Here is a 25,258-nt window from a genome sequence, read left to right on the forward strand (position 1 = left end):
CCCGGAGTCATTCCATGATGGTGATGTGGTCCGCGTTGTACGCAGCCAGCGCCTGCGCGAACTGCGCGTCGTCCACCGGCGCGGGCGGCAGGTACAGCGTGAGCCTGTTTTTCTGGCCGGCCGTCCAGTCGCCGTTGACGGTTGGTGTCCACTCCGACGATTTGAGCTGCACCTTCAGGTCGAGCTTGAACGGAAAGTGATAGTCGAACTGCTCGCGCAATGCGTGGACCGGATCGGCTTCGAGCTTGTCGAGAAACGCCGGCGAATGCCAGGCGAGGGCGATTGCCCGGATGACGGTCGCGCGGTATTCGAGAAACTGTTCGTACGTCGGTAATCGAAGATCCTTGCTCATCTTTATGCTCTCCTGAATGACGGTTTGAACTGCTTACGGCAACGACTGCAACGTCGCTTCGGCGAGCCTGGCGATCCGGCCCATGCCCGCCGTCGTTGCAATTTCGACTGCGCGCCGGCACGCGTCCAGCGCGGCCACGCCGCCGCAACGCGGATCGGCGCGGCGCAAGTACTCGCCCTGCTTGAGCAACAGCTGGGCTTCGTAATACCGTTCGCCGCTCGATTCGCACCAGGCGAGGCACTCCCCGATCTGCGCGAGCGCCGCGTCATAGTCGCCGCGTTCGGCATCCAGCTCGGCAAGCAGCGACGCGTAGTAGGTCAGCCCGAGCAGGCCGCCCGACTGCCGCTGTGCGTCGAGATGCGCGACGACGCCCGCGCGATCGCGTTGCGTCCATGCATGAATGATCGCGGCGTAGTGCCCGACCGCGCGCAGCCGGTGCGCATCCGCCAGCCGGAGAATCGCCTCCGACACGGCTCGCGCCGCGTCGCGGTCGCCCGCGAGCTGATGCGTGCGCGCGAGGTACATCATCGTGACGCCGAGCGTCGGCAGATGATCGAGGCAGGTCGCGCAATACACAGCCTCGCGCGCCATCGCGAGCGACGGTTGCGGATCGTCGTCCATGCACCAGCGCACGCTGGCGAGCGACGCCATCGTCCACGCACGCGTATCGAGCCCCAGGATGCGCCGGTGGCCCGCGTCGCGCCGCGCGTCGTAGCCGGCCAGCACCGCGTCGAACGCGGCACGGGCGCGCGCATAGTCGCCGTCGACCCACAGGCTCATGCCGCGCATCGCGTCCGCCGCGACCTGCACGCCCGCCTCGCCGCGCTCGGTCGCGAGCGTGTCGAGCCGCTTGCCGATCCGGCGCACGGTCGGACGGTCGCCGGCGACGTGGTAGTAGGTCGACAGCGTCCACAACGCGCTGATCTCGAGCTCCGGGTCGTCGAGCGTCCGGGTCTGCCGCAGCAACTGCTCCGCATGCTCGCGTATCTGCGGATCGGCCCAGCCGAATCGCGCCATCGTCGCGTGCGTCAACGTGGCGCGAATGCGCGCACTGTCGTGCTCGCGCTGGGCGTGATCGGCGGTCGCGAGCCAGTCGAATACGGCCTGCCCGTAGCGAATCGCGTCGTCGTATCGCGAATGTTCGAGCGCACGCCGCGCCGCGTCGATGCCTTGGGCGATCGCGTCCGCGCACGCGCCGGCGCGCGCGAAGTGCCCGGCGATGCCGAACGCGTGCGCACCGGCGCCGCGATCGGCCCGCGCGAGCAGCGCACGGCCGACGCGCGCGTGGTTGCCGCGCCGCACCGCCGGCGGCATCGATTCGTATGCGGCGTCGCGAATCAGCGCATGGCGGAACGCATAGAACACGCGATCGCGCCGATGTTGCGCGTACACGATCCGCTCTTCGAGCAGCAGCCGCAGATGGGCATCGAGCGTGGAGCGATCATGCGGCGATGCATCGGCGAGCAGTTGCGCATCCACTTCGAGCCCGATGGTCGCGGCGAGCTGCGCGGTGTCGCGCGCGTCGTCGATCCGGTCGAAGGCCAGACCGAGCATGCCGCCGAGACTGAGCGGCAGCGGATAAGGGTCCGTTGCCGCGGGCCCGGCAAGCGGACCGTCCGCGCCGCTCACCGTCAGTTCGCGCGCGACGGCCTCGATGAACAGCGGGATGCCCGCGGTGCGATCGGCGAGCCGATCGAGCCACGCCGGATCGAACGCGCCCGGGCCGAGATGCGCCGACATCAGGCGTTGCGCGTCGTCGCGCGGCAGGCGGCGCAGCACCACGCGGTCGGCCGCGCCGCGCCAGCGCGCGAGCCTGTCGGGGCGCGACGTGAGCACGATGCACAGTGCCGCCGCGCGCGGCGAGCGCCGCAGATACGCGAGAAACTCCTCGGTCGAACGATCGAGCCACTGAACGTCCTCGATCACGAGCAGCACCGGCGCGCCGTTGCCGAGCGATACGAGCAGTTGCTCGAGGACGTCGAACAGCGCGTGCTGCTCGCGCGCGCTCGACCACAGGAGCCCGTTCGCGTCGCAGGGCAGCCCGAGCCAGGTCGCGAGCGCGACACGCGCCGCCGCATGGTCGCAATCGAGCGGCGCGATCATCGCGTCGATCGCCGCGAGCGCCACGCCCGGCGCGCGATCGGCATCGACGAGCCAGTGCGCGGCGATGAACCGCAGGACCGGAAACAGCGCATGATTCTCGCGTTCTGGCAGGCAACCGCACTGCGCGAACGCGTGGCCCCGGGTCCGCACGGCCTCGCACAGCTCGTGCACGAGCCGCGACTTGCCGAAGCCCGCCTCGCCGACGACGAGCCGCGGCACGCCGAGCGGCGCCGGCTCGCCGCGCAGCGCGCGACGATGCCGCCCGAGCGTGTCCTGCCACGCGCGCAGCAGTGCGTCGAACTCACGCGCGCGGCCGACCATGGGTGTCCGTCTGCCGGCGTCGAGCGAATCGAACGGCGTATCGGCGTGCCGCTCGCCAAGCAATTCATGAACCGGCTGCGACACCAGGCCCGCCCGTGCGAGCCGCAACGCGGTCGGCCGCGAATCGGCATGCCGTTCGAGCACGAGCCGCGCATCGTCACTGATCAGAATCTGTCCGGGGCCGGCCAGCCGCAGCAGCCGCGACGCCGCGGCGGGCGTCGAGACGCCCGACATGTGCGACGCATGCGCGAGCACCTGCCCGACGTGAATCGCGGCGGCCACTTCGACCCGCCAGCCTTCTTCACCCTCGGCAGCACGGCCGCCGGCGGCTGGCGGCACCGGCAACCGCGCGCGCCCGGCGACGCGCACCATGTCGAGCGCCGCCCGCACCGCCCGGCGGGCGGGCCGGTCGATGTCGCCTTGCAGGCCGAAATGGAACAGCAGCGTGTCGCCGAGCCGTCCGCCCGCATGCGCGCCGTAACCGACCGCGATATCGGCGCACTTCGTCAGCCACTGTTCCTCGTAGCCGTCGAGCGCCATGCCGTGCTCGGTGCCGGCATGGCGTTGGCGGCCCTCGCCGGCAATCGTCACGCAGCAGCACAGCGTGGTGATCTGCCGGTACTCGCCCACTTCGGCGAGCGTCTCGCCGCGCGGCGCAAGCGGGCGCGAACGCGCCTTCCGACCGGCGCGACCGGCGTCGAACTGGCCGACCAGCGCCGCGAAGTTGAGCGCACGAAACTGCGTCGCGAGCGCCTCGGCCGACGCGGCACGCTGCCGCGGATTCTTGTTCAGCGCGTGCCGCAGCACCGCGCCGAGCGGCAGCGACGCAATCGACGGCGGGAGCGCGACATCTACCGGGCTCAGTTGCTGATAGAGGATCTCGGCCACGCTGGCGCCCTGCATGACGACCTCGCCCGTCAGGCATTCGAGCACGATCAGGCCCCACGCATACAGGTCGCTGGCGGGCGTCGGCGGCTCGTTGCGCAATTGCTCCGGCGCGCAGTAGGGCGGCGAGCCGAGTACTTCGGTCGCGAGCGTCGCGGTCTGGCGCGCGATGTCTTCGGTGCCGGGCAGCAATGCGCCGATGCCGAAATCGAGCAGCTTCGCGTGCGGCCCGTCGTCGGCGACCGCGATCACGATGTTCTGCGGCTTCAGATCGCGATGCACGATGCCGCGCCGATGGGCGGCCGCGAGCGCGTCGAGCACCTGCGTCATCAGCCGCCCCGTGTCGATGGCCGACAGCGGCCCGTCCGCCGCGAGCCGGTCGCGCACCGTCCGGCCCTCGACCAGTTCGAATACGGCGAACAGCCGGCCGTCGGGCGCTTCGCCGCGGTCCAGCAGCGCGACGATGTTCGGATGCCGCAGCGCCTCGCACAGGCTCGTCTCGCGCCGGAAGCGCGCACGCCGGTGCATCCGCTCCGGCACGGTCAGCGCGGCATCGTCGCGCATCAGCTTGATCGCGACGGCGTGCCCCGTCTCGTCGCAGGTAGCCCGAAACACCACGCCGTTGCCCCCTTCGCCGAGCAGCGGGCCGAGCCGGTAATGCCATTTGCCGGCGAGCGTTGCAAAAGGCACCGCGTGCTTCGGCGGTTCAGGTGCATCCGGCCGGGCGAGGGCGCGGGATACGGTCGGCAGCACGGCCGGTTCTCCCGCGTTCACGGGCAATGGACGATCGGGCCCGGCACCGCGCGCGGCACGCCGATACGCGGCCCGGCGGCCGGCACCGACTCGCATTCGAGATGCTCGCCGCGCATCACCCGGAACGGCACATCGCCGAAACGGACGCTGCCGCGTCGGCGCTCGACGAGCTGGCTCGCACCGAGCCCCGGCAGCGCCGCGAACTGGCTCCGCGCGCGATGAATCTGCACGTTGACATGGGACGCGTCGATGCCGAGCATGCGCGCGAGCCGGTCGAGTTCGATCCACCCTTGCGTGGCGGCGTCGTAGCCGGCCTGCATGTCGGCCGAGCGGGCGCGGGCGAGCGTGACGAGGCTGTAGTGATGGGCGCGCTCGCCGAGGTCGACCACGCCGCCGCGGACATGCAGCAGCATGCGCACGTGCTCCTCGTTGCGGCTGACGAGGAATTCGAGCAATGGCGCCGGCGCGGCCGGATCGGCGGGGGCGGCGAGCATCACCGTCGAGCCGTGGCGCGCGAGCGCGAGACGCCACGCGAAGTCGCCGGTCGACACTTCGTCGCCGTCATGGAGCGCGCGCGGCGGCAACGTGTCGTCGCACAGCCATTCGCCGGCCGGCGAACGAACGATCGTGACCGGCTGCGCGGCAGGCACCGGCAGGATCTGGCGCGGCGCGAGCACGATCGGCGCGGCGGCACCGCGAATCGGCCACAGCGTATCGGCCGGATCGTCGAGCGACTCGACCCGCCACGGCGCGGTGCCGGCCCTGCCGAAGCGGATCACGTCGCCTTGCTGCAGCACCGCATGCTCGCCATCGCGCAGCGATACGCCCGATACCGACGTGCCGTTGCTGCTGTGATCGTGGAGTTCCCAGAGCCCGCCGACCCAGCGGATATGGGCATGGACGCGGGACACCGAGCCATCCCGGATGACCGTGTCGCAGCGCGCGTCGTCGCGGCCGAACACGTGATACGCGCGGAGCAGGCATGCGTCTCCGGAAGCGTCGTTCTTGAGTATCGCCATGGCCGCCCCGTGTCGGATTCGCCCGGATCGTTCGAGTGACGCATCGACGCTGCCGGGCAAGCGATTGATTCGATGATCGCGAACAGTGCCGCCCGTTCGCCGCCTCGTTACCTGTTTTTCTGGTCAGTTGCCTTGCCGGGCGTTACCCAAGCGCCGCGCGTCATTTCAGTAAATTGAATGGTCGATTACTTTGTTGTTTTAAAACCGAGCGCCTCGATGAAAATCCTGCCAAATAAAATCGTGCTCCGCAACCGGCATACCTGGATAACGATTTTATATTGCAATGCTTTACCTTTTCGATGAATTTTCGGGGTGCAAATAAAGGGTCGAAATTCTTCATCGCCGCCCGAGATGCCTCCAGTCATGCGCAAGGCCGGCACGACGAAATTGAACGACGGAGCGGGATAATTGATCTTTGCCCGCGCGGAAGTTTTGTTTGGCCGGTCGAAAATAAAACCGTTTCGATTTTATAAATAATTTTCTCTGGTGTTTTTATAATCGCCGCCGTTTAACTTATTCATGAATCACGTCGTGCCGCGGCAAATATCCCGCGATATAGTCGGCGAACGCAGGGGGTGTCGGCACGACAGTGCCTCGGGAATGGTCACCCGACGGCAGCGGCACGTGATGCGGCATCGCGCCCTCTGTTTATCGAGGAGCCATCCACCGGCGCCCTCGACGGAGCGCGCCCACGAACCACGCCGGCACCGGCCATCCACCACAGCCCCCACCACCATCCCGCCCTCAATAATCCCCTTGACGCTGTATCTTTCGATATATATCTTTAGATATGTTTTACGACATATAGGACACGATCATGCGACACAACCCCTCCCGCGGCCATGCCCGATGCGACGGTCATGGTGCGCATGCCGGCCCTGACTGGTTCGCCGGCGTCTTGCACGCGATCGGCCGCCATCGCCGCGGCCACGACCCGTTTGGCGGTGGCGGCCCGTTCGGCGGCCGGGGCGGACGCGGCGGCTTTGGCGATTTCGGCGACGACGGCATGCCGCGCGGCCGCCAGTTCAGCTCCGACGACCTCCAACTGCTGCTGCTCGCGCTGGTGGCCGAACAACCGAGCCACGGCTACGAACTGATCAAGGCGCTCGACACGCGCTCGAACGGCTTTTACAGCCCGAGCCCCGGCATGGTGTATCCGGCGCTCACGTACCTCGAGGAAGTCGGCTTCGTCGCGTCGCAGGCGGAAGGCAACCGCAAGCGCTATGCGCTGACCGACGCAGGCCGCGCACATCTCGACGCCCAGCGCGAACGCGTCGACACGCTGTTCGCCCGCCTCACGCACCTCGCCCGCAAGATGGAGTTCATGCGCCGCGCGTTCGCCGGGGAATCGGCGGGCAATGAAGCGCAGGACGAATCGCAGGCCGGCTGGCTGCCGGAATTCGTCGAGGCCCGTCTCGCGCTCAAGCGCGCGCTGCTGCACAAGAGCGCCGCCGATGCCGACGAACAGCGCCGCATCGCGGCCATCATGCGCCGCGCGACGGCCGAAATCGAAGGCGGCGCCGGCGCGTGATGCGCGCCGCCCCGTCACCACCCAAGGAGAACGGATTGATGCAGAACACGTCCGAGCGCACCGTGACCCGCGTGCGCCACACCCTCAAGTTCCGCCTGCTGCAGGTGCTGCGCGTGCATGCCGTGACGCCGCATCTGCTGCGCGTCACGCTCGGCGGCCCCGATCTCGCGGATTTCGAATCCGCATCGTTCGACGATCACGTGAAGGTCTTTTTCCCGCCGCCCGGCGCGGAACGCCCCGCGCTGCCGACGCTCGGTGCGAACGGCCCCGAGTTTCCGGCAGGCGAACCGAAGCCGGTCGCGCGCGACTTCACGCCGCGCCGCTTCGACCGCGCCGCCCGCGAACTCGATCTGGAATTCGTGCTGAACCATCCGGGCCCGGCATCGCAGTGGGCCGCGCAGGCACGCGTCGGCCAATGGCTCGGCATCGGCGGCCCGCGCGGTTCGTTCGTCGTCCCGACCGGTTTCGACTGGCATCTGCTGATCGGCGACGATACGGCGCTGCCGGCCGTCGCGCGGCGCCTCGAGGAATTGCCGGCCGGCGCGCGCGCGGCGGTCGTGCTGGAAGTCGCGGATCGCACCGCGCAGATCTCGTTCGATACGCGCGCCGACGTGCATGAAATCTGGCGCTTCCGCGCCGAAGCCGACGCGGCGGACGGCGACGTGCTGCTGAATGCCGTGCGCGATCTGCCTTTGCCGTCGTCCGGCGACGGCTACGTGTGGGCGGCCGGCGAAGCGCTGTCGATGCGCGCGGTGCGCCAGCACCTGACCGGCGAGCGCGGCGTCGACAAGTCGCGCATCCGCGCGGCGGCCTACTGGAAGCGCGGCGCGGCGGCCGTGCACGAAACGCTGGAAGACTGACCGGGAGCGCCCGCTCGACCGGCGGCCGAAACAATCGTGGCGCCGGCGCAGCGGTGGGCTTGGCACCGGCATCGCGGCTGGTATATATGTATGTCTGCGACGCCGCTGTCGGGCGACAGCCGCCGCAGCCCGTCCAGGAGCGCCCGGTCATGACAAAAGCAAGCCACGCTTCGCCTTTCCTTCGCCATCTGAAGATCGCCGGTTATTGCGGCCTCGCCGCGGTCGTCCTCGCGCTGTTCGTCGCGATGTGCGCGATCCTGAAGGAAAGCGCCCTCGACCGCGATGCCGCGCGGCATCCGGCCGATACGCCCGAACTGCACGACGCGAGCGACGGCCCGTCCGCCTCGGCCGAATCGGCCCGCACACCCGGCTCGCCCGGCTGACGGCGTCCCTGCCGCTGCGTTCCGCCTCGTTCCGCTTACGGCGCCTGCCGGCGTCCCATCACGACCGCATGCACCGAATCGCCGAGCCGTTCGAGCAGCGCGGTCACGCGTTGCCCGTACAGGTGCGCGGCCAGCGCGCCCACCGTGCCGACCAGCACGCCGCCCGCCATGTCGAACGGCCAGTGCACGCCCGCATAGATGCGCCCCCATGCGATCGCCACGGCCATCGCGGCCATCACGAAACCGGTGACCCGCGTCGTGCCGCCGAGCAGCAGGCCGACCGCCATGCTCCACGCGAACGTCATGTGATCGCTCGGAAACGAACTGTCCGGCGCGTGCGGAATCAGCTGCGTGCCGACGCCGGCCATGAACGGGCGCGGCGAGAACCAGACATGCCCGAGCACCTGCGCGAGCACGAGCGCCACGCAGACGCCGACCCCGGCTTCGATCGCCTGGCGCCGCGCGGGGCGCGCGCCGAAGAGCCAGGTCAGCAGCAGCATCGCGGGCAGCGCATAGACGAGCCAGTCGGCGGCGAAGATCGCGAGGCGGGCGACGCCCGGGTGCGGTGCACCGCCGGCGTTGATGGCGGAAAAGAGGGCGAGATTGAGGTTCTGCATGAATCCGGTTGCGTGGGGCGTAAAAGATCGGCCGGTTGCCCGGCCGGAGTCGAACGATGCTAGGGCGTGGCCGCTTAAGCGGTGCTTAATGCGGCCGCCGCCCGGGCGAGGCGCGCGCGGCGAACGCACTTAGAGCCTGCACTGCAACACAAGTTCACACAATTGTCATATTCCCGCGCGACCGTCTCCCGTAAGGGCTCACCACCTCTCCCGTAAAGACTCACCCTTTTCACATGAGGGCGTCATCGACGCCTGCGACCATCGCCCGGCCGGCACGCCGTCCAGGCCGTTTGTCTCATTCATCTCAATATTTACGCCGCAAATTATTCGAAATCGGCAACAATTAATTCCAGATGCGGCATCGCACAACGGCAACGCACAGGCATACGATTACGTCCACTCATCCACGAAGCGATCAACAACAAGGAGTCCGCATGAAACCCAGCGATGTCCGATCGAAAGCGTTTGCGATGCCGTTGACCAGCCCTGCCTTCCCGATGGGCCCGTACCGTTTCGTCGATCGTGAGTTTCTGATCATCACGTACCGCACCGATCCGGACCGCCTCCGTGAAATCGTCCCCGAGCCGCTGCAGGTCACCGAGCCGCTCGTCCACTACGAATTCATCCGCATGGCCGATTCGACCGGCTTCGGCGATTACACCGAAAGCGGCCAGGTGATCCCCGTCGAATACGAAGGCCAGCCGGGCGGCTATACGCTCGCGATGTATCTCGACGATCACCCGCCGATCGCCGGCGGCCGCGAGCTGTGGGGCTTCCCGAAGAAGCTCGCGTCGCCCACGCTGCACGTGAACACCGATCACATCCTGGGCACACTCGACTACGGCAAGGTGCGCGTCGCGACCGGCACGATGGGCTACAAGCACAAGGAACTCGACATCGACGAGCAGACGAAACGGCTCGCCGGCCCCAATTTCCTGCTGAAGATCATCCCGCACGTCGACGGCACCGCACGCGTCTGCGAACTGGTGCGCTATTACATGCAGGACATCAAGATGAAGGGCGCGTGGACGGGCCCCGCATCGCTCGAGCTGGCGCCGCACGCGCTCGCGCCGGTGGCCGATCTGCCGGTGCTCGAAATCGTCGAAGCGCGCCACCTCGTCGCGGATTTGACGCTGGGCCTCGGTGAAGTCGTCTACGATTACCTGGCTCAGTAACACGTCCGCAGTCCTTTCTCCCTGTCAATCCTTTCACCACGGGAATTCGAACATGAGCAACCTGAATGGCAAGACCGCAGTCGTCACGGGCGCCGCGAGCGGCATCGGCAAGGAAATCGCGCTGGAACTGGCCAAGGCAGGCGCGGCCGTCGCGATCGCCGACCTGAACCAGGACGGCGCGAACGCGGTCGCCGACGAGATCAACAAGGCAGGCGGCAAGGCGATCGGCGTCGCGATGGACGTGACCAACGAAGACGCCGTGAACAGCGGCATCGACAAGGTGGCCGAAGCGTTCGGCTCGGTCGACATCCTCGTGTCGAACGCGGGCATCCAGATCGTCAACCCGATCGAGAACTATTCGTTCTCTGACTGGAAGAAGATGCAGGCGATCCACGTGGACGGCGCGTTCCTGACGACGAAGGCCGCGCTCAAGCACATGTACAAGGACGATCGCGGCGGCGTCGTAATCTACATGGGTTCGGTGCACTCGCACGAAGCGTCGCCGCTGAAGTCGGCGTACGTGACGGCCAAGCATGGCCTGCTGGGCCTCGCCCGCGTGCTGGCGAAGGAAGGCGCGAAGCACAACGTGCGCTCGCACGTCGTGTGTCCGGGCTTCGTGCGCACGCCGCTGGTCGACAAGCAGATTCCGGAGCAGGCGAAGGAGCTCGGCATCAGCGAAGAGGAAGTGATCAAGAAGGTGATGCTGGGCAACACGGTCGACGGCGTGTTCACGACGGTGCAGGACGTCGCGCAGACGGTGCTGTTCCTGTCGGCGTTCCCGAGCGCCGCGCTCACGGGCCAGTCGTTCATCGTCAGCCACGGCTGGTTCATGCAATGAAGCCGCACGCCCGCACCGAAAAGCAGGCCGTGGATGCGGCGGACCTGCACCACGAAGCCGGCGCACCGGCCGCTGCGCGGTCGCTGCCGTACGAAACGATCGCGCTCGTCCTGCAGGGCGGCGGCGCGCTCGGCGCGTACCAGGCCGGCGTGTTCGAAGGGCTGCACGAGGCGGGCATTCCGCTCGACTGGATCGCGGGCATCTCGATCGGCGCGCTCAACACCGCGCTGATCGCCGGCAATGCGCCCGAGCATCGCGTCGAGCGCCTGCGTGAGTTCTGGGAAACGATCTGCCAGCCGGCGTTCTTTCCCGCGATTCCGGCCGCGTTCGAATTCGCGCTGTTCAACAGCATCGATCAGGTGCGCACGTTCTTCACCGCGTCGCAGGCCGCGAGCGCGATGATGCAGGGCCAGCAAGGGTTCTTCGTGCCGCGCTTCCCGCCGCCGCTGCCGGGCGTGGCCGATCATCCGCAAAAGATCAGCTGGTACGACACGTCGGCGCTGCGCACGACGCTGCTCAAGCTGTGCGATTTCGACCGGATCAATTCGGGCGAGACGCGCGTGTCGGTCGGCGCGGTCAACGTCGGCACCGGCAACTTCGTGTACTTCGACAACTCGCGCATCCGTCTCGCGCCCGAGCATTTCATGGCGTCCGGTGCGTTGCCGCCCGCGTTCCCGCCCGTCGAGATCGACGGCGAGTATTACTGGGACGGTGGTGTCGTGTCGAACACGCCGCTGATGGAAGTGCTCCGCGCCCGGCCGCGCTGCGATACGCTCGCGTTCCAGGTCGATCTGTGGAGCGCGCGCGGGCCGCTGCCGCGCACGATGGCCGACGTCGCCGAGCGCACGAAGGACGTGCAGTATTCGAGCCGCACGCGTTTCGTGACCGACACGCTGCAGCGCGAACAGCGCTACCGCAACGTGCTGCGCCACGTGCTCGAACAGGTGCCGGAAGAGCAACGCAAGAACGATCCGTGGTGCGTCGAAGCCGAAGCGATGTCGAGCGGGAAGAAGTACAACATCCAGCATCTGATCTATCAGCAGAAGGCGTACGAGCATCACTACAAGGACTATCAGTTCGGTCTGTCGACGATGCGCGACCACTGGTCCGCGGGTCTCGACGACATCCGCAAGACGCTCGCGGTGAAGGACGGCCTCGCGCTGCCCACCAACGACGCGGGCTTCGTCACGCACGACATTCACCGCCGCCGGTAATGCCGTGTGCAACGGGCCGGTGCGCTGCCTGCGCCGGCCCGTCCTCCTTTCCGATTCGACATGCCGATTTTCATTGCGCTATTCGCGCTCATCGCCCTCGGATGGGGCGCCGTTCACCTGTTTCACGTCATCGCCGCGCAGTTCGGCCAGCCGGTCGCGATCGCGGCCGCCGTGCTCGCCGCCGCGCTCCTGATCGCGTTGATCGCGTGGTGGCTCAAGCGCCGCCGCGACATCGCACCGAACACGAAGGAAGCAGGCTGGACGCATATCGTGCATCGCGCGTGGGGCGAGTTGCGCGTGTCCACGACGCAAGGGTTGCTGTGGCTGTCGCATGACAGCGCGGACGGCCGCTATACGCTGTCGCAGCTCGACGGTTGCGAGGCCGCGCCGATCGACGGCCGCTGGCATCTCGTCGTGCGCGTGCGCGACGCCGTGCGCGGCGAATGGAAGCTGCCGATGATGGACAAGCGCGATGCGCAGCGCTGGGCGCGCGTGCTCACGCTGGCGAAGGACAACCGGCTCTGAACCTGCGTTCAGGCCGTACGGCCCGCACGGGCCAGCCGCACGACGGCCCGCTATCGCGCGCCGAGCGCCCGCAGCGCATCGAGCACGTGCTGCGTGGCCCGTTCGACCGGGCCGGCCCGATGGGCGATCCCCAGCTCACGCCACAGCGCCGGACGTAGCGGCCGCATGACGATGCGCGCATCCGGCAGCGGGGCGCCCGCCTCGTGCGGCAGCAGCGTCGCGCCGTACCCCGCGGCGACCAGGCTCTTGATCGCATCGTTGTAGTTGAGTTCGATCCGCGGCACGGGCCGGTGGCCGCCGAGCGCGAACCATTCGGTCGTGAGCCGCGACAGGCGCGTCGTCGCATCGTTGAGAATCAGCGGCCGCGCGGCCAGATACGCCGGCGTCACACGGGCCGGAAGCGGCCAGTCCGCGGGCAGGAAAGCCATCACCGGGTCGCGGCGCCACGAGCGGATCGACAGCCCCGCGACCGGCGCTTGCGGCAGCGCGACCAGCCCGACGTCGAGCGTGCCCTGTGCAATGCGCGCCAGCGTGTCCTGCGACGTGAGCACCGCGATCTGCACGTCGATATCCGGATGCTGCGCGCGCAGTCCAGCCACCGCCTGCGGCAGCAGATGCGCGATCGCGCCGGTCGACGCGCCGAGACGCACGCGCCCGGTCAACCCCTGCACCTGTCGCTGCACGTCGTCCAGCGTCGATTCGACTTCCGCCAGCAGACGCCGCGCCCGCTCCACCAGCACTTCACCGATCACCGACGGGCGCACGTTGCCGCGCGTGCGCGACAGCAGCGGCGCGCCGACGCGGCTTTCCAGCTCGGCGACATGCAGGCTGACGGTCGGCGGCGCGAGATGAAGCCATTGCGCCGCCGCCACGAAGGAACCCTGGTCCGCGATCGCGACCAGCGTACGCAGACGGTCCAGACTGATCTCGCGCATCACACTCCTCTCGTTCAGGAAATCTGAATCAGACGATCAGCAAATTCAACTTTTCCTATTCTAGGCGTTCGGTGGACGATACGGTTTCCCCGACGACCGAACGCGACGAGCACGACCATCATGAGCTTCCCCACTGTCTTCATCGACGGCGACCAGGGCACGACCGGGTTGCAGATTCACGCGCGTCTGCGCGACCGCACCGACGTGCGGCTGCTCACGCTTCCCGCCGCCGAACGCAAGGAGGCGGCGCGGCGCGCCGATGCACTCAACGCGTGCGATATCGCGATCCTGTGCCTGCCCGATGCGGCCGCGCGCGAAGCGGTCGGCTTCATCCGGAACCCGGCGGTACGCGTGATCGACGCGAGTTCGGCCCATCGCACGCAACCCGACTGGGTCTACGGCTTTCCCGAGATGGCCGACGGACACGCACACGAGATCGCGCATGCGAAGCGCGTGACCAATCCCGGCTGCTACCCGACCGGCGCGATCGGCCTGCTTCGTCCGCTGCTGCAGGCCGGGCTGCTGCCGCGCGACTACCCGGTGAGCATCCATGCGGTGTCCGGTTACTCGGGCGGCGGGAGAGCCGCCGTCGACGCATTCGAATCGGGCGACGCCGCGGCACGCGCGTTGCCGCTGCAGGTCTACGGCCTCGCGCTCGCGCACAAGCACGTGCCCGAGATCCGGCAGCATGCGGGGCTCGCGCACCGCCCGTTCTTCGTGCCGGCCTACGGTGCCTATCGGCAAGGCATCGTGCTCACCATTCCGATCGAGCTGCGCCTGCTTCCGGCCGGCGTGACGGGTGAGCGGCTGCATGCGTGTCTCGCGCACCACTACGCGGACGCCCGTCACGTCGATGTGATGCCGCTCGCGGACGCACGCGCGGCAACGCATCTCGATCCGCAAGCGCTGAACGGCACCAATGATCTGCGGCTCGGCGTGTTCGTCAACGCGAACGGCGGGCAGGTGCTGCTGTCCGCCGTGTTCGACAATCTCGGCAAAGGGGCATCCGGCGCCGCCGTGCAGAATCTCGACCTGATGCTCGGCGCGCGACACGCGGCGTGACGCTCCGCAGGCATCGTCGACGATGCCTGCGCACGCCCCCGTAAAAGCTCACCTTTAGCCGGTTTCAGGCCGTATCGTCACCCGCCGCGGCATTCAGGCCGGCCAGCGTCTCCACCAGAAAATCCACGCACACGCGCACCTTCGCCGACGCCGCGACGCGTTCCGGGTACACGGCCCAGATGTTCGCGGGCTGGGTCGCGTCCGGCAGCACGCGACACAGTTCGCCGCGTTCGATCAGCGGCCCGGCCTCCCAGATCGAGCGCAGCACGATGCCGCGTCCGGCCAGCGCCCATTGCACGGCCACCTCGCCATGGTTCGTCGACAGCGCGCCGCCAACCTTCACCGTGACCGTTTCCCCGCGCACATTCAGCCGCCATACGCCGAACGGATGATCGCGCTCCTTGATCGCGAGACAGTCGTGCGATGTGAGATCGGCGAGCGAGCGCGGCGTGCCGCGTCGGGCGAGATAGTCTGGCGACGCGCACAGCACGCGATGGTTCGTGGCAAGGCGGCGCGCGATCAGGTGATCGGCGATCTCGTCGCCGATGCGCACGTCGAGGTCGTAGCCTTCGCCCGCCACGTCGACGAGCCGGTCGAACAGATCGAGCCGCACATTCAACTGCGGATAGCGCGCGCTGAAGTCGAGCAGCGCCGGCGCGACGACGTGCCGGCCGAAGCCGAAGCTGCTCGACATGCGCAGCGTGCCGCGCGGCACCGTGCGCGTGGTCGACACGTCCTCGACGAGATGATCGACGTCGTCGAGAATCTTTTCGGCGCGCGCGAACACGCGTTCGCCGGCGTCGGTGACCGTCATGCGGCGTGTCGAGCGATGCAGCAGGCGCGTGCCGAGCTGCGCCTCGAGCATCGCGACGCGCTTGCTGACGTACGCGGGCGACACGGCGAGCTGCTCGGCGGCCGCGCTGAAGCTCGCAAGGCGGACGACCAGGCTGAACACGCGCAGGTCGTCGAGGTTCGGCGATTTATTCACGATTCGTGGAAAGTCGATTAACTTTTGAGCGATTTTAATCCAGATGGAAACAAATAGAATGACGTGACGGGCCCCTGCCTTTCCGGCAGCCGGCCAATCAGCCAAGGAGATTTGCATGACCGACAGGACTTACAGGATTGCCGTGATCCCCGGCGACGGCATCGGCCGCGAAGTGATGCCCGAGGGCCTGCGCACGCTCGCCGCCGTGACCGCGCGCTTCGGCGTGCGCTTCGACTTCGTCGAGATCGACTGGGCGAGCTGCGACTACTACGCGCAGCACGGCACGATGATGCCGGACGACTGGAAGGCGCAACTGTCGGGCATGGACGCGATCCTGTTCGGCGCGGTCGGCTGGCCGGCGACGGTGCCCGATCACATTTCGCTGTGGGGCTCGCTGCTGAAATTCCGCCGCGAATTCGACCAGTACATCAACCTGCGGCCCGCGCGCCTGTTCGACGGCGTGCCGTCGCCGCTCGCCGGCCGCCGCCCGGGCGACATCGATTTCATGATCGTGCGCGAGAACACCGAGGGCGAATATTCGTCGGTCGGCGGCACGATGTTCGAAGGCACCGAGCGCGAAGTCGTGATGCAGCAGTCGATCTTCACGCGGCACGGCACCGAGCGTGTGCTGAAATTCGCGTTCGAGCTCGCGCAGCGGCGCGCGAAGCGCGTCACCGTCGCGACCAAGAGCAACGGCATCGCGATCAGCATGCCGTGGTGGGATGCGCGCGCGGCCGAGATGGCCGAACGCTATCCGGAGATCGCGGTCGACAAGCAGCACATCGACATCCTGTGCGCGCGCTTCGTGCTGCAGCCGGACCGCTTCGACGTCGTCGTCGCGTCCAACCTGTTCGGCGACATCCTGTCGGATCTCGGGCCGGCCTGTACGGGCACGATCGGCATCGCGCCGTCGGCGAACCTGAACCCCGACCGCACGTTCCCGTCGCTATTCGAGCCCGTGCACGGTTCCGCGCCCGACATCGCGGGGCAATACATCGCGAATCCGGTCGCGATGATCTGGTCGGCGGCGATGATGCTCGACTTCCTCGGCAACGGCACGGGCCGCGAACGCGAAGCGCACGATGCGATCGTCGCCGCGATCGAGGACGTGCTGCGCACGGGGCCGCGTACCCGCGATCTCGGCGGCAATGCGGGCACGCAGGAAGTGGGCGAGGCGATCGCCGCGCGGATTGCGGGGTGAGAGGTGAGGGTCGTGCCCGGCGCTGGCGCCGGGCGGCCCTTCGTGAATCGGCTGCGGTGAGCGATACACGATGCGGTTGCGCACGTGTGCCGACTTTGACGATGCGGCGGCGGTGAACATCGAGCGGTGAGCAACGCCCTATCGCAGCGCGCACTGCTTGCGCGATTTTTCGTTGAAAGTCGCAAGATGATTCGATCGGTGAGTTGCACGTCGCGCTCGCACACACCGATCGGCAATGCACGATCGCTTCGATGCGATCGGTGAGATGCATCACGCAGGAAAGCACACCGCTGCACGTCGACATCTGCGCCGCTTTACCCCTGCGACGTCGCGTCGATCCGTTCAATGCACCCAGTTCGACGCGGCATTTCACCTCGTCCCGAAAAGTCTCACCTTCAGCGGGCGGCTCCCGAATTTCCTCACCATTGAAGCTTGGTGATGCGTTCGCCGATCCGTTGAACGCGTGCGCGCATCATCACAGCCCGAGATCGGACAGCCCCGGATGATCGTCCGGACGACGGCCGAGCGGCCAATGATAAAGACGGTCCGCCTCGCGAATCGGCAGATCATTGATGCTCGCGTGACGATGCGCCATCAGGCCGTTTTCGTCGAACTCCCAGTTCTCGTTGCCGTACGAACGGAACCAGTTGCCCGCATCGTCGTGCCACTCGTACGCAAAGCGCACCGCGATGCGATTGCCGCCGAACGCCCACAGCTCCTTGATCAGCCGGTAGTCGAGTTCGCGCGCCCACTTCCGCTGCAGCAGCCCGACGATCTCGTCGCGGCCCGTCACGAATTCCGCGCGATTGCGCCAGCGGCTTTGCGGCGTATAGGCGAGCGACACGCGTTGCGGGTCGCGCGTGTTCCACGCGTCCTCGGCGGCGCGCACTTTCTGGCGCGCCGTGTCGAGCGTGAAGGGCGGAACGGGCGGACGAACTTCGGGGGAAGCGGACATGGGTAGCTCCTGTTCAGGGTTCTGGCCGCGAACGCACGCAGCCGGTTCGGATTCGCTGCGTCGGCTACCGCGAGGCGGTGTCGAGCAGCAGTTCAGCCGTCGCGCGGGCATCGCGTGCAGCGTTTGCATCGCCACTGACGAGCGCCACGCCGATCGCGCCGTCGATCAATACGAGCCACTGACGCGCGAGGCGCGCGAGCCCGCGGCGCTCGATGCCGGTTTCGTCGGCATAGGCGTCGAGGCGCTCGCGCACGAATGCCAGCAGGCGCGCCTTGTGCATACGGGCGACGACGCGCACGGGATCGTCGGCGTCGGGTATCTCGCCCGACGCGTTCAGGAATGCGCAACCGTGGAAGTCGGGCTGCCCGAACCAGTCGCGCAGCACATCGAACATGCCGAGCAGTTGCGCGCGCGGCGCCTTGCCGCGCGCCAGCGTGCCGTCGACGAACCAGCGCATCCAGCGCTCGTCTCGCCGCTCGAGCGCGGCGACCACCAGTGCTTCTTTCGATTCGAAATGCGAATAAAAGCTCTTTCGCGCCGCGCCGGATCGCTTGACGATCGCGTCGACACCGGTCGCATGGATGCCGCCGGAGTAGATCAGCGCTTCGGCCGCGTCGAGCAGCCGGTCGCGAACGCCCGGTTCGCCGGAGGAGTCGAGAAGTGTGTTCATGGGGTTTACGGTAGAACGATCGTTCTCCGCCGTCAATGCCTGGATGAAAAGGCCCTGCCGGTGGGAAGGTTGAATCGTGCCTGAAGCGTCTGCTCGTCCTGACGAGTCTTCAGCTCGATTCGCGCTGATTGAATGGTGAACGGATCAAGTGGTGGCCTGCGCACCGGTCGAGGCCGATCGATGTCGATCGCATCGCCTATCAGTGAGGCGCAACGCTGTGTGCAGCTCACGGTTGATGTCCCGATTCGGCGCGATGTCGCATACGGCGGCAAGCAAACGCCCGCCTGCCAGGCGAAGCAGGGAAGTGTGTGGAAGAAGGAAAAGCAGGCGCCGAATGGCGTGACGAGAAGAAGCGAGGTGGCTACCGACAGGTGAAGCGGACGTGAAATCGCCATTCACCGATGCGGGATCGCGCGGCGATTCGGCACGCACACACAGCTCCCGAATAATCTCACCTCAAGCGCTGAATCACGCGTTCCGACGCGCAACGATGCGCGTGCAAACGAAAACAGGGCAGGCGGCGATCGCGCCGCACTGCCCCGTCTCGACACTCACTCGACTCAGGCCGTCCAGTCGAGAATCACCTTGCCGCTTTCGCCGGACAGCATCGCGGCGAAGCCTTGCTCGTAATCATCGGCCGCGAAACGATGCGTAATGATCGGCGACAGGTCGAGGCCGCTCTGCAGCATCGCGACCATCTTGTACCAGGTCTCGAACATCTCGCGACCATAGATGCCCTTGATCTCGAGCCCCTTGAAGATCACCTGGTTCCAGTCGATCGCCGTCTGCGCGGGCGGGATGCCGAGCAGCGCGACCTTGCCGCCGTGGTTCATCGCCTCGAGCAGGCTCGTGAACGCGCTCGGCACACCTGACATCTCGAGCCCGACGTCGAAGCCTTCGGTCATGTGCAGGTCGGCCATCACGTCGCGCAGCGACTCGCGCGCGACGTTGACCGCGCGCGTCGCGCCCATCTTGCGTGCGAGTTCCAGCCGATAGTCGTTGATGTCGGTGATGACGACGTTGCGCGCGCCGACGTGCTTCGCGATCGCGACGGCCATGATGCCGATCGGGCCCGCGCCGGTGATCAGCACGTCTTCGCCGACGAGGTTGAACGACAGCGCCGTATGCGTCGCGTTGCCGAACGGATCGAAGATCGACGCGAGATCGTCGGAGATCTCCGGCGGAATCTTGAACGCGTTGAACGCCGGAATCGCCAGGTATTCGGCGAACGCGCCTTCGCGGTTCACGCCGACGCCCACCGTGTTGCGGCACAAATGCCGGCGCCCGGCGCGACAGTTTCGGCAGAAACCGCACGTGATGTGACCTTCGCCGGACACACGATCGCCGATCGCGAAGCCGCGCACTTCCTGCCCCATCTCGACGATCTCGCCGACGTATTCGTGGCCGACGTGCATCGGCACCGGAATCGTCTTCTGCGCCCAGTCGTCCCACTTCCAGATATGGATGTCGGTGCCGCAGATCGCCGTGCGGCGGATCTTGATCAGCACGTCGTTGTGGCCGACTTCGGGACGCTTCACGCGCGTGAGCGTGAGGCCGGGGCCGCGTTCGAGCTTTGCCAGTGCTTTCATGGTCGCGCCTCCGTCAGATGATGCCGAGCGACTTGCCGACGCGCACGAACGCGGCGACCGTCTGGTCGACCTGTTCGGGCGAGTGCGCGGCGCTCATCTGCGTGCGGATGCGCGCACGGCCGCGCGGCACGACGGGGAACGAGAAGCCGATCACGTAGACGCCTTCGCCGAGCAGCTTGTCGGCCATGTTCGTCGCGAGCTGCGCGTCGCCGAGCATCACCGGGATGATCGGATGCGCGCCGGGCACGAGCGTGAAGCCGGCTTCGGTCATCTGCTTGCGGAACCGCGCGCCGTTCTCGCGCACGCGCTCGCGCAGCTTCGCGCCTTCGTCGCTGCCGAGCAGTTCCAGCACCTTCAGCGACGCCGCGGCGATGCTCGGCGTGAGCGTGTTCGAGAACAGATACGGACGCGAGCGCTGGCGCAGCAGCTCGATCACCTCGCGACGTGCGGCGACATAGCCGCCCGAGGCACCCCCGAGCGCCTTGCCGAGCGTGCCCGTGATGATGTCCACGCGACCTTCGACGCCGCAGTGCTCGGGTGTGCCGCGGCCGTGCGTGCCGATGAAGCCGACCGCATGCGAATCGTCGACCATCACGAGCGCGCCGTAGCGATCGGCGAGATCGCAGATGCCTTTGAGGTCGGCGATGATGCCGTCCATCGAAAACACGCCGTCGGTCGCGATCAGCTTGTGGCGCGCGCCAGCGGCGTCGGCTTCCTTGAGCTTCGCCTCGAGGTCGGACAGATCGTTGTTCTTGTAGCGAAAACGCTTCGCCTTGCACAGGCGAATGCCGTCGATGATGCTCGCGTGATTCAGTTCGTCGCTGATCACCGCGTCGTTCTCGTCGAGCAATGTTTCGAACAGCCCGCCGTTCGCGTCGAAGCAGCTCGAATAGAGGATGCTGTCCTCGGTGCCGAGAAACGTGGCCAGCGCGCTTTCCAGTTGCTTGTGGACGGTTTGCGTGCCGCAGATGAAGCGCACCGATGCCATGCCGAAGCCGTCCTGGTCGAGGCCGGCCTTCGCCGCGTCGATCAGGCGCGGATCGTTCGCCAGACCCAGATAGTTGTTCGCGCAGAAATTGAGCACGCCGGCACCGCCGGCGAGCCGCACGGCTGCCGCCTGGGGACTCGCGATCTCGCGCTCGGTCTTGTAAAAACCGTCCGCGCGGATCTGGTCGAGCGTCCCGCGCACCTGGGCGAGAAAGGCATCACGCATCGCAAAGCTCCTGACAGGGTTTCGCATTCCGCAGCGCACCGCTCGTGGCGGCGCAACGGCCTGCTACTGTTATAGTCGGTCGTTCGGTTGACCGCATTTATCCGATATTCCGAACTAGAATTCGAAATATCGAACAACTCTAAGCGAACGGAATCCAAATGGCAAGTTCCTCCGGATCGCGGCGCCCGGCCGCCGACGCCGCCCCGCAGCCGCCGGCCGCGACCCCGCCGCGTGTGGGCGAGCAGATTCAGCGCCTGCGCAACGAGCGCAAGCTGACGCTCGATGACCTGTCGCGCGCAGCCGGCGTATCGAAATCGATGCTCTCCGAAATCGAACGCGACAAGGCCAACCCGACCATCGCCGTGGCATGGCGGCTGACGAACGCGCTCGGCATCACGCTCGACGAATTGTTCTCGCAGCCGAAGGCGCCCGAGACGATCCGCGTGGACGGCCCGCACGACATTCCGACGCTCGCCGGCCACGACGGCCGGTACCAGTTGCGCGTATGGGGCCCGATCGACCTCGCCGGCAAGTTCGAGTGGTACGAACTGACGCTGCCGGGCGGCGGCGCCCTGGTATCGAACGCGCACGAACCGGGCACGCGCGAGCACCTCACCGTGCTGCAGGGCGCGATGGAAATCGAGGCCGCCGCGGCGAGCCGACGCCTGAAGGCGGGTGACACCGCGCGTTACCCGGCCGATGAGCCGCATGCAATCCGCAATCCCGGCAAGGCCGAAGCACGGGCCTTGTTGATCGTGATCCATCGCTGACGGCGCGGGTAGTCGGCCAAAAGGTCAGTTGCAGGCCAGTTGCGGAAAGTACTGTATGTTTGTACAGTATACGGACATTCCGCCATGCATGGGCCGGAGCCGGCGCACCGAGGCGCCCGCTCCGGTCGACAGGAGCCTGCAATGACAGAAGAACAAGATTTGGCCGCGCTCAGCTTCAAGGCTGCCGCGCATGACCTCGAATTGATCGTTCGCCATATCGCCGGGCGGTACATCCGTCAGCGCGTGCCGCTGACGTGGCGCCTGCTGCACGCGATCGAAGCCGAGGCGCTCGCCGATCTCGGCTTTGCGAGCCGGCACGACGCCGGCATGCGTCAACTGTTCGAACGGCCGTCGGACATGACGTTTCCCGAGACCGACGATCCAATCGACTTCGGGCGCTCGAACGCGCTGCCCGCGGTCTTTTCATTCGCCGTTCTCGCGTACGAAGCCGCGGCAACGACACACGATACCGTGCGTCCGTCGCGCCCTCTCCGCCCGTCCAAGGCGTGGGGCGACTGACGGCTCAACCGCGGCCGCCGCGCAGGGCGGCCGCTTCACCCTTTTGCTGCCCGAGACGTTGCGGAAAGGGCTACCATATACGCAACTAACGGAATTAATACCATGTCCCTTCCCGCCTCTCCCGACACCGCCGCCCCACCGGAAGAAAAGGACCTGTTCGACCGCGATGCGTCCGACTGGGTTCTTTCGCCCGAAGCCGCGTTCGACGCATGGCTGGCAATGCAGGACTATCGCCGCTCGTCGGCCGATGTCTATCGCGCGCAATGGGGCGCGTTTCTCGCATGGATGCGCGCGCATCAAAAGAACCTGGCGACGGTCGATACACCGACCATCGCGAACTTCGTCGGCGAGTTGCCGATCAAGAAAACGCAGCGAATGCGCTATCTGCGGCTGATCGAGCGCGTGCTCGATCATATTCGCCGCACCGAATATGCATCGACCAATCCGGCCCGCTTCATTGCTCAGGATGGCGAAGCGACTTGGCGCAAGGCCCGCGACAACGAACCGACCGGCTTCCTCACGCCGGCGGAACGCGCGACGTTGCTCGCGTATCTGTTTTCGCCGATCGGCGTGTCGGGTTCCGCGTACTGGAAGGAGCGTCGCGACCGCGCACTCGTCGCTGCATTTCTCGGCGCCGGCATCAAAACCGGCGAAGCGCGCGCGCTTACGATTAGTTGCATCAATACGAGCAACACGTCGCTGCGGATCGAATCGACGCATCCGGATTACGCACGCGAAACTCATCTGGCCTCATTCGCGATCGCGTTGCTGGAAGCCTGGCTCACCGAACGCAAACGCCAGGAGATTCCGGGGGAGCTCGTCTTCCCCGCGTCGCACGCCGGACGGCCGATGCACAAGGCGACGATGCTGCGCGCGATCGACGCGATCGTCGAATCGGCCGGGCTCACGTCGTCGCGCACTGCACGCACCAGCCCGCAAACCTTGCGCAATACCTACGCGGCGGAACTGTTCGAGCATGACGTGCCGCCCGAGCGGGTCGGCAAATGGCTGGGCTTCATGCGGCCGATCTCGTCGAATCGCCTGCATCGCGCGTGGAAAAACTGGCGCGACGGGCTGGCCGACAGCAACGGTGACGCGTCCGACCGCGACGAAACTCACTGATCAGGAAACGGCTGCTCGCGCGACGCGATCCGTGAGCAGCCTTGCGTGGCGCAGCCTCACCGTTTCACAGCTCCCGAAAAACCTCACCTCAAGCTTCCCGGATCATCTCACCTGTGCGCATCGCCGGCTTCCCGGTCAGGTTTGCGCAAAACGGGCGACGGCTTCGAAGCGGGACGGCCACGCGCCCGAAGCGTGCTCGCACTCAGGGCACGCGACTTCAAAACCCTCGTCGCCATGTGACAGCTCCGGTTCGCCGTCGCAATGCGGGCACCGCGCCGGGGCCGGAATCTCCTGATCCAGCGAGGTGCCGATTGCGGCATACGCGTCCGCGTCCAGTTGTCCGGCATCGGCCAGGCGCCGCAGCAGCGCGGCGATTTCCGGATTCATCCCGCGGTTCGCGCGCAACGAATTCACGTCGCGCGTGGCGCGTTCCAGTTCGTCGCTCTGGCTGCGCAACTGTTCCTCGAGCCGATCAGCACGCGCCTTGGCAGAACTCAACTGCTGCAGGAAATCGAATTCCTTGCGCTGAACGTCGCGCAACCCGCTCTGGTAGGTCGACGCCATGCTGCGCAATGAGTCCAGTTCGACCAGCATCGGCTTGACGCGGCGTTCGGCTTCCGCCACCGCATCCTTGATTTGCTGCGCGTAGTGCTCGGTGCGCTGTTGCAATTCGGCTTGCAAAGCATCGATGCGGTCACGCAGCGCAGCGTTCTGCGCCTGTTCGGCATCGATGCGGCCGGCGGCCGCGGCCAACTCCTTTTCGAGTCGGGCGACTGTGGTGAGCAAGGTTGCTTCGCTTGCCGAACCGTGGGTCGTTTGCGACGCGAGCTGAATTTCGAGTTCGGTCACCCGCGCCTGCAATTGCTCGTTTCTCGCTTCCCCGCGCGCGAGCGCACCTTCAAGCGTTTCCTGGCGGATGGTCGCGTCGCGCAAGCGCTGTTCGGCGTCGGCCATGTCGGCGCGAACCTGTTCGCGGTCGGCGTCGAGGCTGTCGCGCGCCGCTTTCAATGCCTCTTCATAGAGTGCGCCGAGCAACGCGCCGGCTTTTTCCTCGACGGCTTTCGGGATCGCCGCGCCGTCGAGCCGGATCTTGGAGGCGGAACGGATGCGTTCCCAGAAATGGTCGATGTCTTTCGGGATGTCGCTGGCGCTGCCGGTCTGGGTAAGATCGCGGACGTTGGCGGCCGACGGCCGAATGCCGAGATCGAAAAACAGCCGCTTGCATGCGTGCAGCGACAATTCCTGGCGCCGCGCACCGCTTGCACGCAGCGATTCCAGTTCTTCCCGAATGACTTGACGCATTTCGTCCAGGGTCATGACCACGCTCACAGACAATGAATTGTGGCAATCATAACGAAATACGTATTACTTGATACCTGTTTCGAGGGTCCGTTGTGAATTTACGTCGTTTTGCACAGAAATCGGATCAGGGAGCCAATCTTGCCGAAGGTGAGCCGGAATTCCGTGAAACAAAGCGAAGAAAGTTATTCAAGTCCTTGTCGCATAAGCATTTTTCAGCGGACCCGGAATTTTGGCCTTTGTTTCACATGACAGCGGAGCTGTTCGCCCGTGGGTGTTCTGGGGTTGAGGTGTCTGTGGAAAACTCGTCAGCCCGATGTCTTGAGAGTATTAGAAGTAAACACCCTTGAACCCTTAGT

24 protein-coding genes are annotated in these 25,258 nt (G+C 66.6%); 13 read left to right on the forward strand and 11 right to left on the reverse strand.

Annotated elements, in window-relative coordinates; translation table 11 throughout:
• Positions 1-7: 7 nt before the first annotated feature.
• Genes JMF86_RS27370 through JMF86_RS27380 form a run of 3 tightly spaced genes read right to left on the reverse strand, consistent with a single transcriptional unit; the run spans position 8 to position 5,433 of the window.
• Positions 8-352 (reverse strand): BMA_0021/BMA_0022 family TOMM bacteriocin, encoded by a 345-nt coding sequence (locus JMF86_RS27370; RefSeq protein ID WP_011548729.1) that lies wholly within the window; start codon positions 350-352, stop codon positions 8-10.
• A 33-nt stretch (positions 353-385) separates the two neighbouring features.
• On the reverse strand, positions 386-4,435 hold the full coding sequence (locus JMF86_RS27375) for a TOMM system kinase/cyclase fusion protein (RefSeq protein ID WP_011548730.1): 4,050 nt from the start codon (positions 4,433-4,435) through the stop codon (positions 386-388).
• Positions 4,432-5,433 carry an FHA domain-containing protein gene (locus tag JMF86_RS27380; protein WP_011548731.1) on the reverse strand — a complete coding sequence of 334 codons (1,002 nt, stop codon included), beginning with the start codon at positions 5,431-5,433 and terminating at the stop codon, positions 4,432-4,434. The genes JMF86_RS27375 and JMF86_RS27380 overlap by 4 nt, the downstream gene beginning before the upstream one ends.
• Before the next feature lie 817 nt (positions 5,434-6,250).
• On the opposite strand from JMF86_RS27380, the gene JMF86_RS27385 reads away from it, so the two are divergent.
• The 3 genes from JMF86_RS27385 to JMF86_RS27395 all read left to right on the forward strand — a co-directional run bounded on the left by JMF86_RS27385 (position 6,251) and on the right by JMF86_RS27395 (position 8,207).
• Positions 6,251-6,964, forward strand: coding sequence for a PadR family transcriptional regulator (locus tag JMF86_RS27385; RefSeq protein WP_011548732.1), 714 nt, complete (start codon positions 6,251-6,253; stop codon positions 6,962-6,964).
• Between the two features lie 38 nt (positions 6,965-7,002).
• Positions 7,003-7,824, forward strand: a complete 822-nt coding sequence (locus JMF86_RS27390) for a siderophore-interacting protein (protein ID WP_011548733.1) — start codon at positions 7,003-7,005, stop codon at positions 7,822-7,824.
• A 149-nt stretch (positions 7,825-7,973) separates the two neighbouring features.
• Positions 7,974-8,207, forward strand: a complete 234-nt coding sequence (locus JMF86_RS27395) for a hypothetical protein (RefSeq protein ID WP_011548734.1) — start codon at positions 7,974-7,976, stop codon at positions 8,205-8,207.
• A 35-nt stretch (positions 8,208-8,242) separates the two neighbouring features.
• On the opposite strand, the gene JMF86_RS27400 is transcribed toward JMF86_RS27395, so the two are convergent.
• Positions 8,243-8,824, reverse strand: a complete 582-nt coding sequence (locus JMF86_RS27400; protein WP_011548735.1) for an undecaprenyl-diphosphatase — start codon at positions 8,822-8,824, stop codon at positions 8,243-8,245.
• 434 nt (positions 8,825-9,258) lie between these two features.
• Here JMF86_RS27400 and JMF86_RS27405 point away from each other — a divergent pair, with 434 nt between their 5' ends.
• From JMF86_RS27405 to JMF86_RS27420, 4 genes are read left to right on the forward strand one after another with little or no spacing between them, the layout of a single operon-like run.
• Positions 9,259-9,999 (forward strand): acetoacetate decarboxylase, encoded by a 741-nt coding sequence (locus JMF86_RS27405; RefSeq protein WP_011548736.1) that lies wholly within the window; start codon positions 9,259-9,261, stop codon positions 9,997-9,999.
• A 52-nt stretch (positions 10,000-10,051) separates the two neighbouring features.
• Positions 10,052-10,837, forward strand: coding sequence for a 3-hydroxybutyrate dehydrogenase (locus JMF86_RS27410; protein WP_006480179.1), 786 nt, complete (start codon positions 10,052-10,054; stop codon positions 10,835-10,837).
• Positions 10,834-12,051: a DUF3734 domain-containing protein gene (locus JMF86_RS27415; protein ID WP_011548737.1), complete on the forward strand. Its 1,218-nt coding sequence runs from the start codon at positions 10,834-10,836 to the stop codon at positions 12,049-12,051. The genes JMF86_RS27410 and JMF86_RS27415 overlap by 4 nt, the downstream gene beginning before the upstream one ends.
• Before the next feature lie 60 nt (positions 12,052-12,111).
• Complete coding sequence (locus JMF86_RS27420) at positions 12,112-12,576, forward strand: hypothetical protein (RefSeq protein WP_011548738.1); 465 nt, start codon at positions 12,112-12,114, stop codon at positions 12,574-12,576.
• Positions 12,577-12,626: 50 nt separating this feature from the next.
• On the opposite strand, the gene JMF86_RS27425 is transcribed toward JMF86_RS27420, so the two are convergent.
• Positions 12,627-13,511, reverse strand: a complete 885-nt coding sequence (locus JMF86_RS27425) for a LysR family transcriptional regulator (protein ID WP_011548739.1) — start codon at positions 13,509-13,511, stop codon at positions 12,627-12,629.
• Positions 13,512-13,631: 120 nt separating this feature from the next.
• Here JMF86_RS27425 and argC point away from each other — a divergent pair, with 120 nt between their 5' ends.
• Entirely contained in the window at positions 13,632-14,573 is a 942-nt protein-coding gene (argC, locus tag JMF86_RS27430) for an N-acetyl-gamma-glutamyl-phosphate reductase (RefSeq protein WP_011548740.1), read from the forward strand.
• Between the two features lie 64 nt (positions 14,574-14,637).
• On the opposite strand, the gene JMF86_RS27435 is transcribed toward argC, so the two are convergent.
• Positions 14,638-15,561 (reverse strand): LysR substrate-binding domain-containing protein, encoded by a 924-nt coding sequence (locus tag JMF86_RS27435; protein ID WP_011548741.1) that lies wholly within the window; start codon positions 15,559-15,561, stop codon positions 14,638-14,640.
• A 115-nt stretch (positions 15,562-15,676) separates the two neighbouring features.
• Here JMF86_RS27435 and JMF86_RS27440 point away from each other — a divergent pair, with 115 nt between their 5' ends.
• Positions 15,677-16,762, forward strand: coding sequence for a tartrate dehydrogenase (locus tag JMF86_RS27440; RefSeq protein ID WP_011548742.1), 1,086 nt, complete (start codon positions 15,677-15,679; stop codon positions 16,760-16,762).
• A gap of 475 nt (positions 16,763-17,237) precedes the next feature.
• On the opposite strand, the gene JMF86_RS27445 is transcribed toward JMF86_RS27440, so the two are convergent.
• Together JMF86_RS27445 and JMF86_RS27450 are read right to left on the reverse strand one after the other, a co-directional pair.
• Positions 17,238-17,717 (reverse strand): nuclear transport factor 2 family protein, encoded by a 480-nt coding sequence (locus tag JMF86_RS27445; RefSeq protein WP_011548744.1) that lies wholly within the window; start codon positions 17,715-17,717, stop codon positions 17,238-17,240.
• A gap of 64 nt (positions 17,718-17,781) precedes the next feature.
• Positions 17,782-18,387 carry a TetR/AcrR family transcriptional regulator gene (locus JMF86_RS27450; RefSeq protein ID WP_011694925.1) on the reverse strand — a complete coding sequence of 202 codons (606 nt, stop codon included), beginning with the start codon at positions 18,385-18,387 and terminating at the stop codon, positions 17,782-17,784.
• A 180-nt stretch (positions 18,388-18,567) separates the two neighbouring features.
• Between JMF86_RS27450 and JMF86_RS27455 the strand changes: the two genes are divergently transcribed.
• Positions 18,568-18,762 carry a hypothetical protein gene (locus tag JMF86_RS27455; protein ID WP_226292220.1) on the forward strand — a complete coding sequence of 65 codons (195 nt, stop codon included), beginning with the start codon at positions 18,568-18,570 and terminating at the stop codon, positions 18,760-18,762.
• Positions 18,763-18,947: 185 nt separating this feature from the next.
• Here JMF86_RS27455 and tdh read toward each other — a convergent pair whose 3' ends face one another.
• Positions 18,948-19,976 carry an L-threonine 3-dehydrogenase gene (gene tdh / locus JMF86_RS27460; RefSeq protein ID WP_011548747.1) on the reverse strand — a complete coding sequence of 343 codons (1,029 nt, stop codon included), beginning with the start codon at positions 19,974-19,976 and terminating at the stop codon, positions 18,948-18,950.
• A gap of 13 nt (positions 19,977-19,989) precedes the next feature.
• Entirely contained in the window at positions 19,990-21,189 is a 1,200-nt protein-coding gene (locus JMF86_RS27465; RefSeq protein ID WP_011548748.1) for a glycine C-acetyltransferase, read from the reverse strand.
• A gap of 158 nt (positions 21,190-21,347) precedes the next feature.
• Between JMF86_RS27465 and JMF86_RS27470 the strand changes: the two genes are divergently transcribed.
• From JMF86_RS27470 to JMF86_RS27480, 3 genes are all read left to right on the forward strand, one after another.
• A complete protein-coding gene (locus JMF86_RS27470; protein WP_006480189.1) occupies positions 21,348-21,959 on the forward strand; it encodes a helix-turn-helix domain-containing protein in 612 nt (203 codons plus the stop codon).
• Between the two features lie 141 nt (positions 21,960-22,100).
• On the forward strand, positions 22,101-22,478 hold the full coding sequence (locus JMF86_RS27475) for a DUF2471 family protein (protein WP_011548749.1): 378 nt from the start codon (positions 22,101-22,103) through the stop codon (positions 22,476-22,478).
• A 102-nt stretch (positions 22,479-22,580) separates the two neighbouring features.
• Positions 22,581-23,600: a tyrosine-type recombinase/integrase gene (locus JMF86_RS27480; RefSeq protein WP_011548750.1), complete on the forward strand. Its 1,020-nt coding sequence runs from the start codon at positions 22,581-22,583 to the stop codon at positions 23,598-23,600.
• Positions 23,601-23,735: 135 nt separating this feature from the next.
• Here JMF86_RS27480 and JMF86_RS27485 read toward each other — a convergent pair whose 3' ends face one another.
• The gene (locus tag JMF86_RS27485) at positions 23,736-24,917 is read right to left on the reverse strand and encodes a DNA-binding protein (RefSeq protein ID WP_011548751.1); all 1,182 of its coding nucleotides are present in this window, start codon (positions 24,915-24,917) and stop codon (positions 23,736-23,738) included.
• Positions 24,918-25,258 lie beyond the last annotated feature (341 nt).

This window comes from Burkholderia sp. E168m15 (genome assembly GCF_016586105.1).
Classification (GTDB): domain Bacteria; phylum Pseudomonadota; class Gammaproteobacteria; order Burkholderiales; family Burkholderiaceae; genus Burkholderia; species Burkholderia orbicola.

What these genes read in the sequence shown, in the direction of transcription:
- JMF86_RS27485 (WP_011548751.1), bottom strand. Translation starts at nt 24,917, where the DNA reads ATGACCCTGGACGAAATGCGTCAAGTCATTCGGGAAGAACTGGAATCG.
- JMF86_RS27370 (WP_011548729.1), bottom strand. Translation starts at nt 352, where the DNA reads ATGAGCAAGGATCTTCGATTACCGACGTACGAACAGTTTCTCGAATAC.
- JMF86_RS27445 (WP_011548744.1), bottom strand. Translation starts at nt 17,717, where the DNA reads ATGTCCGCTTCCCCCGAAGTTCGTCCGCCCGTTCCGCCCTTCACGCTC.
- JMF86_RS27390 (WP_011548733.1), top strand. Translation starts at nt 7,003, where the DNA reads ATGCAGAACACGTCCGAGCGCACCGTGACCCGCGTGCGCCACACCCTC.
- JMF86_RS27465 (WP_011548748.1), bottom strand. Translation starts at nt 21,189, where the DNA reads ATGCGTGATGCCTTTCTCGCCCAGGTGCGCGGGACGCTCGACCAGATC.
- JMF86_RS27470 (WP_006480189.1), top strand. Translation starts at nt 21,348, where the DNA reads ATGGCAAGTTCCTCCGGATCGCGGCGCCCGGCCGCCGACGCCGCCCCG.
- JMF86_RS27395 (WP_011548734.1), top strand. Translation starts at nt 7,974, where the DNA reads ATGACAAAAGCAAGCCACGCTTCGCCTTTCCTTCGCCATCTGAAGATC.
- JMF86_RS27455 (WP_226292220.1), top strand. Translation starts at nt 18,568, where the DNA reads ATGTCGATCGCATCGCCTATCAGTGAGGCGCAACGCTGTGTGCAGCTC.
- JMF86_RS27420 (WP_011548738.1), top strand. Translation starts at nt 12,112, where the DNA reads ATGCCGATTTTCATTGCGCTATTCGCGCTCATCGCCCTCGGATGGGGC.
- JMF86_RS27415 (WP_011548737.1), top strand. Translation starts at nt 10,834, where the DNA reads ATGAAGCCGCACGCCCGCACCGAAAAGCAGGCCGTGGATGCGGCGGAC.
- JMF86_RS27380 (WP_011548731.1), bottom strand. Translation starts at nt 5,433, where the DNA reads ATGGCGATACTCAAGAACGACGCTTCCGGAGACGCATGCCTGCTCCGC.
- tdh (WP_011548747.1), bottom strand. Translation starts at nt 19,976, where the DNA reads ATGAAAGCACTGGCAAAGCTCGAACGCGGCCCCGGCCTCACGCTCACG.
- JMF86_RS27450 (WP_011694925.1), bottom strand. Translation starts at nt 18,387, where the DNA reads ATGAACACACTTCTCGACTCCTCCGGCGAACCGGGCGTTCGCGACCGG.
- JMF86_RS27480 (WP_011548750.1), top strand. Translation starts at nt 22,581, where the DNA reads ATGTCCCTTCCCGCCTCTCCCGACACCGCCGCCCCACCGGAAGAAAAG.
- JMF86_RS27385 (WP_011548732.1), top strand. Translation starts at nt 6,251, where the DNA reads ATGCGACACAACCCCTCCCGCGGCCATGCCCGATGCGACGGTCATGGT.
- argC (WP_011548740.1), top strand. Translation starts at nt 13,632, where the DNA reads ATGAGCTTCCCCACTGTCTTCATCGACGGCGACCAGGGCACGACCGGG.
- JMF86_RS27405 (WP_011548736.1), top strand. Translation starts at nt 9,259, where the DNA reads ATGAAACCCAGCGATGTCCGATCGAAAGCGTTTGCGATGCCGTTGACC.
- JMF86_RS27425 (WP_011548739.1), bottom strand. Translation starts at nt 13,511, where the DNA reads ATGCGCGAGATCAGTCTGGACCGTCTGCGTACGCTGGTCGCGATCGCG.
- JMF86_RS27400 (WP_011548735.1), bottom strand. Translation starts at nt 8,824, where the DNA reads ATGCAGAACCTCAATCTCGCCCTCTTTTCCGCCATCAACGCCGGCGGT.
- JMF86_RS27475 (WP_011548749.1), top strand. Translation starts at nt 22,101, where the DNA reads ATGACAGAAGAACAAGATTTGGCCGCGCTCAGCTTCAAGGCTGCCGCG.
- JMF86_RS27410 (WP_006480179.1), top strand. Translation starts at nt 10,052, where the DNA reads ATGAGCAACCTGAATGGCAAGACCGCAGTCGTCACGGGCGCCGCGAGC.
- JMF86_RS27440 (WP_011548742.1), top strand. Translation starts at nt 15,677, where the DNA reads ATGACCGACAGGACTTACAGGATTGCCGTGATCCCCGGCGACGGCATC.